Origin of the sequence: Paenibacillus sp. PAMC21692 (genome assembly GCF_014303795.1) — a bacterium.
Taxonomy (GTDB): domain Bacteria; phylum Bacillota; class Bacilli; order Paenibacillales; family Paenibacillaceae; genus Pristimantibacillus; species Pristimantibacillus agaridevorans.
The window spans coordinates 4,020,437-4,033,027 of the sequence record NZ_CP060293.1 but is presented as its reverse complement, the minus strand read 5'-3'; the positions used below and the strand labels follow the sequence as shown (position 1 = coordinate 4,033,027).

Annotated in this window: 4 protein-coding genes and 1 riboswitch; all 4 genes read right to left on the bottom strand. The window is 49.6% G+C overall.

Annotated features, from left to right (window positions below; genetic code table 11):
- Nucleotides 1–73 precede the first annotated feature (73 nt).
- Nucleotides 74–4,819 carry an S-layer homology domain-containing protein gene (locus tag H7F31_RS15870; protein WP_187104976.1) on the bottom strand — a complete coding sequence of 1,582 codons (4,746 nt, stop codon included), beginning with the start codon at nucleotides 4,817–4,819 and terminating at the stop codon, nucleotides 74–76.
- Between the two features lie 172 nt (nucleotides 4,820–4,991).
- A riboswitch (cobalamin riboswitch) is annotated at nucleotides 4,992–5,185 on the bottom strand.
- Between the two features lie 280 nt (nucleotides 5,186–5,465).
- A complete protein-coding gene (locus H7F31_RS15865) occupies nucleotides 5,466–6,869 on the bottom strand; it encodes an NAD-dependent malic enzyme (RefSeq protein WP_187104975.1) in 1,404 nt (467 codons plus the stop codon).
- Between the two features lie 25 nt (nucleotides 6,870–6,894).
- Nucleotides 6,895–10,173, bottom strand: a complete 3,279-nt coding sequence (locus H7F31_RS15860) for a polysaccharide lyase family 8 super-sandwich domain-containing protein (protein WP_187104974.1) — start codon at nucleotides 10,171–10,173, stop codon at nucleotides 6,895–6,897.
- A 93-nt stretch (nucleotides 10,174–10,266) separates the two neighbouring features.
- Nucleotides 10,267–12,573, bottom strand: coding sequence for a helix-turn-helix domain-containing protein (locus tag H7F31_RS15855; protein ID WP_187104973.1), 2,307 nt, complete (start codon nucleotides 12,571–12,573; stop codon nucleotides 10,267–10,269).
- Between the last annotated feature and the right edge of the window lie 18 nt (nucleotides 12,574–12,591).

Genomic DNA, 12,591 nt, shown 5'->3' with positions numbered 1-12,591 from the left:
TCTCTCCTTCCGCGGTTTAATCAAACAAGAAGGAATGAGACAGCCGTCCCATCCCCCCATCTCGTTACCCTTTCTATTGCTTATCGGTTCCGCTGTGCGTATAAGCGCGCATAATGGCTACGATCGCCATTTCTCTAGTTGTATGACCGGCTGGGTTAAATGTTCCATTATAGCCGTTCATCAGGTCCAACGCCGCCAGCTTATACACATTCTCTCTTGCCCACAGCGATATGGAGTCATGATCTTTGTACTTCTCGTTGGATTGGACAGGTTCCAGGTTCAATGCCCTGCCGATCATGACCGCCATTTCTTCCCTCGTAATCGTTTGGTTCGGTTTAAATTGACCATCATAGCCAGCAATGATTCCATGCTCAAACGCAGCGTTAACGTAAGGAGTGAACCAGTCCTCCGCGCTTACATCGGCAAACGAGGCAGCTCCTGCGGATTCCCGATCCAAGCCGAGAATTTCGACGATCAATTTGGCGAATTCAGCTCTTGTAATCTCTTTCTTCGGATTCAACGCGCCGTTATAGCCTTCAACAAACCCTCGAACTGTTGCTTCCTCGATAGATGAATACGCCCAGTCCGAGATTTGTCCGGCATCTCTAAACCTCTTATCCAGCGGAATCGCTTTGGCTTTCGCATACAGGACGAATGCCGAGAAATGACGGGTCCGGATGATCAAGTCATCGCCCTTGATATACGCGTAAATGGCATCTTCGCCGGCTTCCGCGTTGGCCTGATCCTCCGACTCATAGACCGGAACGGCCTTCCAAACGCCTTGATGATCGATTACGCCGACTAGCCGATCCTTCTGACCCTGCAGCAGCAGCGTCACCGGCTGGCTGAACAACGTCTCCCGTGACGGGTCGCCCATTTCGAACGCGTCGATAACCTCGGCAGGCTCATCGATCCATTTGGTCAACCGATGCTGATTGTCGCTTAATGGCGTGAATAGCTGAATTCTCGTTTGATCGGAGCTGATCACGGTTCCTTTATCCATAATCAGCTTCTTATTTCCTTTTATCGCTTCTATTCTCGGTACAGCATTTTTAACGGCCTCCAGATCAAGCCAGACCTTTACATTATCATCAGGTATATTGATCGTAAGCTTCTCAGCTTGTACGAGCTCCTTCGTCACTTTGATCAGAAAGCTCTCGCCGGGCTGATTCGGTACATGAATGATCGGATTTTTATCGTTTCCTTCAATCTCTATCTCTTTGGTCGAACCGTTACCGCCAGGTGCCGGATTGTCTTCCCACTCCGACGGATCTTGCCCTAAATCGATGCCCAGGTCCGTGGTATATCTCCACTGGACAACATCGCCATCGTTTAAGGCATACCTGCTCGCTCCGTAATTCGGATACCATCCGTTGACGTTGTACATCCAGCCGCTTCCGCTGCCATGGTCGAACTCCCCGTCCCCATCGATCGACTCTACATATACGCTGTTATATTTCTCCGTCCATGTAAAGCTGTAAGGAATACCGTTGCGATCCATTTCCCTCTTCAACACATCCCAAACATTCTCGCCGGCGGTAAACTCCACCTCGGTCGGAGGAAGAACATATCCCTTGTTAATCGTCTGCTTATCTATGGAGAGCGTAATGGTCTTCGTAGGAGGAGTGACGACAGTCCCTCCGCCAGGCGTACCGGACGTAGTTGTTGCAAAGGCAAGGAAGTCTGTGAAATGCTTCGTTTTCACAACGAGATCATTGCCGCTGTCATAGGCAAATTCTAGTTTGCCGCTGTTCAAACCGCTTGCCTCGCCGTCGTATTTGGCAATAAGCTTCAGCTCGCCGTTCTGGACATAGGCCGCTTCCTTGCCCTTCATTCCGGCAAAGGTCAGCGTGACGTAGTCGCTAAATTCAACGCGATTCGTCCCGCCCATCTTGAACGCCTGAACGATTTCATCCAGGCTTCTTCCTGTCGGTAGAGACGCAAGCAGCTGTTCTCTGAGAGCCGTGTCGGCTGCATCCTTGGCCGAAAGCAGTTCAACGGACGAGGCATCTCCGCTAATAACTCGGGCGCCTTGCGGAATGACCGCGGCAACATCGCCCTTGACGGCTTCGATCTTCGGCAAATCGGTATCCGACGGCAGCTGGAGCATCGTTCTTGCCGGATGATGCTCCGGGATCTCAACCGTAATGCTTGAATAGCCCGATGTAACAGGAATAAGCTTATCGTCGCCATTGGTATCAATAACGACCTTCGCCTCATTGTTGATGTCCGGCTCGGGCAGCGTGATAACCTCAGGTTCGGTGTTGCGCGCAACCGCCATTAAATTGCCCGAATCGTTTTTGTAATAGATGGTTCCCGCGCTATCGCTGACTAAGCTGCTAAGACTGTATTGTTTATTCGTCGGCTCAAAGATGGATATGGCTTTCGGTTCCGTCTGCCCAGCGCTATCTTCAAGCATGTAAATGCCGCCCGGAGGATAGTTGTACGTGAGATAAACGTAAACCTTGCCCGTGCCTTCGTAATAATGGGTCGATAATAGCGCGCTGGTCTGCACATATCCCGGAATGTCCGCCGAATAAATCTCGCTCATGCTATTTACATCGATGACCTTGTAGGTGTGACCCGTGGCACTGAATTGACTCTCGCCGGCTACGCCCAGATAGGCTCTCCCATTGAAGACAAGAGGCGTTCCCGTGCTCATTCCACCTAGCTCCATCGATTTCAGTGTCGCGCGGTCGAACGTTCCGTCGGCATTAACCTTGAGCTGATAGAACATCCCGCCTTTGGTTGTAAAATAGAGGCGGTCTGTTGCCTGATCATAGGAAACGGTGGAACGGATATCGCCTTTCACGCCGGTCAACGCATCGATGACCGCCCCTGTCTTAGGGTTTACAGAGTAGAGAACCGCCGTTTCGGTATGGACGCTTTGCGGGCTGCCATCATCAGAGCCGAAGATTACATAGTTGTCCGTCGCATACGCTCCCGCCCAATAAAACCCTCCAAGGTGGGTAACTCTCCAGCTCGTTAGCTTCGTTTCATTCGTTTGGGTCGGATCTTCATCGGTTACGGCAATGGCGTAATAGTAGCCATCCCGCGTCTCTTGATTCCATGTGCCGCTGTAGATATAGCCGTTACGATAAGTGATAGGCGTCAGCGTCTGACCTGCTACCTGTTCACTCACCCATAAACTCTCCAATGTGTCCGCTCGAAGTGCTTGAATCCGGCCATTCCCGATCGGAACAAATATCATTCCTTCAGCGTACGTGACCGGATTTAAGGCGTAGCCTAAGCTGCCTGCCAATGCCTCGCTTGTCGCAACCGTTTCGCCGGTCTCCTTGTTCAGCTTGGCCACTTTATTGGAATATGCCGTATATAGAAATCCGTTGACGATAACCGGCGGCGACGGTGCAGGAGGGAAGGTGCCGGTTCCAAACTTAACCGCCCACTTTTCGTAGGTATGTTGGGCCCTGATTGGGGTTGGAGCTTTTGTAATCCCCATGTTTTCGGCGTTGCCGCGGAAATTGGTCCAGTCCCCCGTATATTGCGGCAGCGGATTGGCCGGCGATGGCGCCACAGTCAGCGTAATTTGCGCTTCCCCTTGTTCTAGATCATCGGGACCGGTAAGGATCCCCAATTGAGAGACATAACCATAATTGGCAACGACATACTTGTAGTTTAGGCCTGGCAACAGCCCCGTATATTGATTACGTGCCGCAGGGCTAACGACGGCTCCGCTCGGATCATACAAGGTAACATTCGAATCCGAGGGAGACACGGCAAACTTCGCGTCATAGGCGGCTTGCTTGTTCAGCTCGACCGTATATGCAGCAGCGCGCCGGTCTTCTCCTTCTCCAACGGAAAGCACGATCTCGATTCGGCTTGCTTCCGAAATGTCAACAAGACTGTCAGCAGTTCCGTTATAGGTAACGGTATACGCTTCTGTTTTGGGGACGGCCGTTACGGATAAGAAGTCCGCGTCGCCTCGAACCGTCGTTTGATACGAATAAATCAAAGAGTTGAAAGGTTGGTTTAAGAAAGCCTCGCGATCGCCATCCTTGACTGTCAAACTCGTGAGCGTAGGTGTTAAATAGACATGAAAGGTGTAAACGACTTTTTTATTTTGTGATCCGTCCGGGGGCGTTACCTCGATTGTAAATATATTTTTGCCCGGTTGGACAAGTCCGTTAAAGAAGTTGGTCCCAATATGCTTAGCTAAGGATGTGTTATTCCCTATCGCCTTGCTGGAAGCCAGATCATTGCCGAATCGGACGGTTACCTTCGAGCCCGCTTCCGCCGGCACTAGAGCTAATCGGATATTTTGATTCAAACGCGCATCCAGCTCATTCAGATGATATTCGGTTACCTTCTGTTGGAAGGCCGGCCGATTCGGATAAGAAGCATCGTATGTACCGAAATAAGCGGTGGATTGCATCGATTCATCCGTAGTTCCTGTATAGATTAAGAGCTCCTTAAGCCCTTCATTATCGGCTATGCCTTCGGTTGGTTTGACGGCCAAACCCGCTAAAGCCTGATTGATAGCTAATACCTTTGCATCAATTTCCTCCTGGATTGCTTCCGGCAACGCCAGTGCGGCTGAAAGCAGCTCATAGCTTTCTTCCGTATAATCCGCTTCAATAATAGACGCTGCTTCGGCCAATGCTTCAGCCAAAAGCTCTCGATCCAATTCACTGATAAGCTCACTGTCCTTAGGCGCCTCTACTGCAGAAACCTCATTGAAGTCCTCCAGTAACTCTACTTCTTCTTGACCCGGCTGCGCGTATGCAGGGCTAATAATGGATAGCGTCATAAGTAAAGCTAATAAAAGTACAACACTTTTCTTCCAAATCCTTGAATGCATTATTTTGTCTCCTTTTGCTCGTGCTTTTTACTTTGGCGGAACAACAAAAAAACTCTTTCTCGCAATAGAGAAAGAGCCTAAAAACGGCAAATACAATATAAACCCAAATGAATATGAAGGGCCATTCATACAAAAAAACTGCCGTTTAAATTTCTCACCTCCCGAAGAAATTAAAACTTACAGAAATTCAGGCAGGTATCCTGACTCGTGTTTCGTTCTACTCTGAGCCTTCCCATATAAGCACCGTTAAGCCGCTTATACAGTGGTCATTCTCATTTCGTCCACACTTACAGTTGCGGGGACAGCTCCGGATTTCCACCGGATTCCCTATTAAGTCTATAAGACACCTAAACTTCCAAGATATATTCAGTTATAAATAACTAGGGTTATTGTAGCATGTAACAATCTATTTAACATCTATTTCTTAGAATAAATACCTCGAAGTCATTTCCATTCGAGCGTATTTATATTATTTTGCAGGAGTAGATTGGCAAGCAAATTGTTCGTAGAAGTTTGTTGTCGCCATAGTATATCTCCTGTTTTCGAATCCATTTGCTTTCGCCTCACGCATTCGACGACCGGCAACATGCTTATGCACTCCATCTCGCTTCTCGTTGCCTCCAACATGACAGATCCTACTTACCGGTTAGTCCCGGTATTCCGGAGGCACTCGTCTTGCCGTCCTCGTCCGGATCGCCGCTCTGATCACCCCGTCTCGAACACGCTCGGACACCAGCTCGTTAAACACGGAAGGAATAATGTATTGCTCGTTAAGCTCCTCGGGTTGGACGACTGATGCAATCGCATATGCCGCCGCCAGCTTCATGTCTTCATTAATGCTCGTTGCGCGGCAATCGAGCACGCCTCGGAATAGTCCCGGGAAGCAGAGCACATTATTCACCTGATTGGGATAATCGCTTCTGCCGGTAGCGAGCACTTTAACAAAAGGCTCCGCTACCTCCGGCGTTACTTCGGGATCGGGATTAGCCATGGCAAACACGATCGGCTCGCTAGCCATCCGCTTCAGATGCTCGGCGTTCAGCAGATTGGCTCGGGATACGCCAATGAAGACATCCGCTCCGGACATGAGCTCCTCCAAAGTGCCATCTCTGTTCTCCAATTGCGGCTGCTGGGCAAGCCAGTTCCATACGGGATGCTCGTATTGCACGCCGGGCTTTAAGGGTCCAGCTTGATCGACAGCCGTCAATCGGGAGACTCCCGCAGTGAGCAGCATTCGGCATATCGCCGAGCCCGCTGCGCCGATGCCATTCACTACGATTCGAATGTCCTCCAGCCGTTTGCCCGTTAATTGACAGGCGTTAATTAATCCCGCCAGAACAACGACAGCCGTCCCGTGTTGATCGTCATGAAATACCGGAATATCCAACTCTTCGGCCAGCCGCGCTTCAATCTCGAAACAACGCGGCGAGCTGATGTCCTCCAGATTGATCCCTCCGAATACAGGAGAGATCGCTTTGACGGCGGCAATAATTTCTTCCGTATCCTGCGTGTTCAGACAGATCGGAAACGCGTCTACATGGCCTAGCTGCTTGAACAGCATCGCTTTGCCTTCCATGACGGGGATCGCCGCCTCCGGTCCGATATTGCCCAGTCCCAGAACGGCGGACCCGTCGGAAACCACGGCTACCGCATTGCGTTTGATCGTGAGCGAATAAGCTTTGACCGGATTCTCTGCGATCGCTTGGCATACACGTGCGACACCGGGAGTGTACACACGGGACAGATCCTCTCTGTTCTTGATAGGCAGCTTGGGCTGCACCTCGATTTTCCCGCCTAGATGGACCAGGAAGGTACGATCGGATACGTTGACGACCTCAACCCCAGGCAAATAACTGACCGCGTTAACGATATTGCGATATGTCGGCTCCGTGTAGTTAATCGTTACGTCGCGAATGGTCGTATGCTTGGAGGATTTGATCATGTCGATTGCGACTACATCTCCCCCTGACCTGCCTATCACGGCAGCCACCTCGCCAAACGATGTCCGGTTTTCTAATTCCAATCTCATAATCATGCTGCTGGCAGCCATAAAAAGAACTCCTTCATTGATAATCTTATTCGCTATAGATAGCCATTCCCATTAATATAGGTTCGCGAGTCAATTTCACGAGATCCATCGTGAGCGCGCCGTCGCTGACCGTTGCGGTATAGGGTCCGTACTTGGTCCAGCCGCCGACTGCAGCTGGTGAAACGGTTCCCTTCACGGTCCCCTCAAGCTGGACATCGAAGCTGCGATAGTTGTTCTGATAATCCTCCATGACCCAGAGATAGACCGAATAAGTGCCATTCGGAAGCGTCTGGGCAATGGTAATATTGGACCCCTTCCAAATATGCGAATTCAGCATGGCCGCCGTGTCCGTATCGACGGCCGGACTTGGGGCGACCGTATTGGTTGCCTGATAAGACGAACTGATGGTCATGCCCGAAGTAAGTGCGGCGCTTTGCGACACCCAACTGTTACCTTCGATTGTAACGGCATCGCCGCCCATGTTGACGCCTTTGACAAACACTTCCGTCGGTTCAAGCTTGATATAATCCAGCCTTATCTTGCTTATTACGGTTCCCACCATCGTAAGTCTGAAAATTCGATCCCCTGGCGAATTGAAGGTATGTGCCCCCATATCCAAATCGTAATAGTTGGCTGCCGTAGAATACGTATCGAACGGAGCACCGTGATCCGCATCTCCGATTTTGAGTTGATAGAGCGCGTGAGAGTACTGTCTATATAGTCGGAACGTCATTTTGTAGGTTCCTGCCTTAGGCACATTCACCTTGTAGTCGATGTAATCATTGATCTGATTGCCATTGAACAGACTATCTTTGCCGCCGCTGGCGATCGTAACGTTATTAATCGTGCGGCTATCCGAAGTGGCGACTACTTCGAGATTCTCCGCTTCTATAATGAATGGATTGGCCATTGTAACAGGTGTCAGCGGAATGACCGCCCCCGTCGTCGCGAACTTCGCCTTGAAGGACTTGCCGAATGCTCCCACGACGCTGACCGACAGCTTGATCGTCGGCGACAGCTGCGTGACGACGACGCCGGGGTCGACGGAGATCACGCTCGTCGCGCTCTTGTTGATCTCGATGTCGACCGTTTCTCTGCCCGCTTTGGTCGGGTCCGATACCGACACCTCGAAGTCGTTAGCCGTCTCCTTCGTCATGACGGAAGACTTGCGGTTCGACGTCACGAGGCCGACCGTCTTGACGGCATCGTTCCAGAAGTTGATGCCGACCATGTTCATGCCGTTCTCCTTCACGGCTTGCGCATCGGGCGAATTCTCCAGGATCGTAATGTTCGGATTGCTCGCATAGGTGCTAACCTGCGAACTCGTCTTGTTCGGCAGCGTCACGTAGGCATAGGTCGCATTCGTCGGATTGACACCGTGGTTCAGGCCCAAGCTCAAGTAATTGCGCGTATGGTTCGTACTAGGCCCAACTCCGATCTGATCCCAGTTCCCTATTCTCGCTTCACGCAGTCCCGTAACGTTCGCGGATCCCGGGAAATAATAGCCGATATCCGAGCCCGCTACGTTGCCTGCCAGATGAATGGAGCTCACGCCCGTCATATTCTCCGTCCAGCCGAGCGTCGTCGGCTTGGCCGTGCCGTTCACGGTCAGCGCATTGTCTCCGCTGCTATTGATCTTCCGATTTTCCGCGATCGTCTCTACGGCAATGTTATCGGTGCTCGTGATCCCCGAGCCCAGAGCCACGATCTCGTCGTCGAACATGAACCAGGACTTCTTGGCCGTCAGGGTCTGACCGTATGGATGCAACTCCATCCCCGTTACCCCGTATAATCCGGACATATCCGTTCCTCCGACCCAGTTCTTATCCGATACCTTCTCGGCCGTAAGCTGGGATCCTGCAAGTACCGTCGTCCCGGGAAGTCTGTAGGAGTCAACCGTAGGCCAGTAATTATCGCTATACTGCGACAGATCGTTATTGTACAGATAAGTCATGCCATCTCCTGTATGCCATCCTCTGTTGTTCTCGCCGTTAATGGATTCGAACGCGGCAATACGCGTAGAGTGCATGCTGATTCCGAACCCGTACCCAGGACTAAGCTGCACCGCACGATCCATGCCGGGGTACTGTTTGTACTTCAGCAATTCGCCTCTAGGCGCGATGGACGCATTGTTCATCAATGCTGTCATCTTCTCGAACATGAAGAGCGATGAAGTCGATAATAGATCCGTTAACCTGTCTCCCTGCATCATCCAATCCTTCACCATACTCTTGTAGGCTGATACATCTGCCGCCGTCGGAGCAACCTCGGACAATAACAGGATCGCACGAATGACATCTTGGGCGGACACATAGTCCTCTTCGTAGTGTCTCGAGATCTCTCTGCCTCTAACCATATCCATCATGGCGCCTTTATAGATGAGCGGCTCATAGGAATCATGCACCCATCGATAGACATTCGCTCTGTCTGGATCCGTAATATCGAACGAAGACCCTCCGACGAGATAGATGAGATTGCTCATTGCTTTGAGGAGGGATGCCCCATAGCCACCCGTATAGGCGTAGAAGTTATGCTGCACGAAGGAGCCATCCTCGTAGAAGCCATCTCTGCTTTTGACATAATTGAATATGTTGCTTAGCCCTGCAGTACCTCTCGCGATCGTAACGCTATCCTTGACGATTATCCCTCTAAGCGCAACGAGCTCGGATTGCCAAGCCCGATTAGCGCCCGATAAATCGATGACATCCGCCGTCGCTTGAACGGCAGCCATGTAATTGGCAATCTGGGTGGACGTCAGATCGTCGTACATAAGAACAGTTACCGCAATGAGCTGTTGCGGAGCCCCGATTTCCCTATGCCACCAGTTCCCCGAATACGTAGCCCCGGCAAAGAATTTGTTCGTATTCATCCAATCTAAACCGCTAATAATATCATCTCTTAACGCTGTATTTCCTTCTAAGCTAGAGCCTCTCGTCGAATAGGCAAGAGCCATATATTTGAAATTCGCGTAAATGGGCGTTAGATTATCACCATTGCTCCCCGTATTGGGTGCACCAAGCCCATATTCCGCCCACAGATGCGTCCGATTAGGTGTTTTGATCATGGAGTCCCATACTTCCTGAGCTTTATCGGTTATTTCCGTAATTCTTGCAGCAATATAGGGGTCCGACGTGTTGTAGGACGCGCTTCCTGTTAACGTTTCCTTATATTTCTCCCTAATCGTGTCGTATTCGTCCGCGGCTGCTACCGGAGATGGATTAACGATCATTAAACTTAAAGCCATCACATAGGACATCATGACGCAAATCGCAATGGAAGACCTTTTCCTCAACTTGCTCGCGGTGCTGATTTTTGAAATGTTCAAAACCAACTTCCTCCTTTGTTTTCATGATAAAATGATAGCGCTTACAACTTTGCCTAGTTTAGTATTCTTTCGCCTCACCTCCTTTTTGGAAGCTTAATCCAGCTCATTTACCGTTTTTCTAAATTGAGTTGGGGTCACGCCGTATGTCTTCTTGAATAGCGCGGTAAAATAAGCCGCATTGTTATAGCCAATGCTCTCGTAAATTTGTTTCACGCCCATATCGGGATGAGAGATCAGCAATTCACGCGCTTTGGTTAACCTTAAATTATTAATGTAATCCGGGAAGCTCATCCCGAGTGCCTCTTTAATCACTTTGCTAAAATATTGGGGCGTAATTTGAAGCTCATCTGCCAACCCGTTTGCAGAAATGCCTGAGTTTGCATAGTTCTCCGCCGTCAGCTCCACAATTTTCCGCACAATGTCCGAAGTACCGGAGTTGTTGATCGCAATGATTTCCCCGCTGATCAACGCATAGACTTCCCCATACCATTTGCTCAGATCTGCTAATGATTCCATAGTCTGAACACGATCATAGATGGACGGGTAGTCATATTCGGGCTTTGCGGATTGCTGGAAAATGACATCTTCAAGAATAAGGAATAGCGAATGAATCATTTGGGCATGCAGCTTTACAGTGGTCCGGTAAGGGAGAGCGCATAATAATTCCAGGTATTCCTTCACATGCTCATCGAATTCGAATTTCGCCAGCTGTTTAACATCCTTGATCAATTGCTTCTCTGCTTTTCGAATGGCTTCGTCCATATTCTCCGATTCAATGAATACGTCCGAGGTGTACAGCACAGACTCCTTGCCATAATAAAGACGGTAATTCGTTGCCTCGTAGGCCTGTATATAGCTGGCTGATATATTCTTGTAATGTTCTTCCTTATCGCTAACGCCGGCTGTGAAGCCAATATTCCAAATGCTCATCGAGGTTTCTCTCAGCTGCAAGAGAATTTGGTCTAAATCAGCCGGTTGGAAGTCTCCATTATGTTCATCAACTTGAAGCAAGAAAACGAGATGCTCCTCATCCACGACCAAATAGGTGCTATTGGTATCGCAGCCTAACATCTCAAGCGTTAAATTGCCTAACGAATTCAGCTTTAAGGACGCCGAGACCTTCGTATTCTGCTCATTAAAGCTCAAATAATCATTGATTCGAACTACTAGAATCACATATGGATGATGCAGATTGCTCACCGCTTTTAATGCCAGCAGTTGCTCTCTGATCTCCCTTTCATTCAACTCGCCGCTATGCTGCAATAAGGTATGGATGTAGCGCGACTGCATCGCAAATATACTCTTCTCTTCTTGATGCTCCAGCACGTTCATCCGTTCAAACAGCGATTTCGTCGAATTCACGATGACTTTCAGGTTGACCGCTTCCTTGGACTCAGGAACGCCGGTCTTCCTTGCGGATCTGACAATTTGGCTGAAAATCACCGTCATTGGCAAATAATATCGTTTGGAAACGATAATCGAAATAAACAGCAGCAGCACGAAAATAGCGGATATGACGACAATAATCGTATTCATGGCCGTGGATTGCTCCCGAATGATATCATTCTCCCGAATGAGCGAAAGCACGGTCCAATTTGGATTTTCATACACAATATAGTTGGCAATGAGACCCTGCTCATCCTTCATATGCCTGGAGCCGCTTCCGGATAACGGCCCGTTATGATTCAGCTGCTCGTATGCGTTGTGGTATAAGTCCAGATAGGCGGGCTCTTCATTGCTGCGTAGCAGAATTTGACCTTCGGAGTCGAATATGGCAGCGGCGGCTGTATTCTTTTCATCCTGATTGAATACCTCTTTCTTCACCTGTTCCGAATCCAAAGTGACCAGTACAGCCCCCGTCTCCCCATCCTTGAACATAACAGAGATCACGTGAGCAGACTCCCCGGTAATGTAAGATACGGATCGCACCACAGGTGTCAGATTGCCCATGGATTCTGCCAGCTCAAGAAGCGCAGACTCCTTCTCTACTATGCCTCTTCCCGTCTTCTCCATCATCATTTGCTTGTTCTTGATAATGTAGATCGAAGCTACTTCCTCATTCGTCAGCAGAATCGTATCGATGAATTTAGAGGTATTGAGCAAATCGGGAACGCTTGGCTTCTCATCCCTCATAAGGCCTTGATATTCGCTATGCTTGTAGATTTGATAAGCGATTTGTTCGGCGTTGGATATCGCGCTGTTGCCTTTGGCCTGAACGCTGCTCAAATTCAAACGGTTCATCGCCAGAATATCCTCGGTACTCTTATTGCCAAACCAATAATACATAATAATAGCCAGAACAAGCACGGACATCACAGCCGTTCCCAAATATATAAGCAGTAATTTAATGAAAAACGTATGTGCGATGAATGCTTCCTTACTTGCTCTGGCCTTAGTCATGTAGTCCGCTCACTCCAT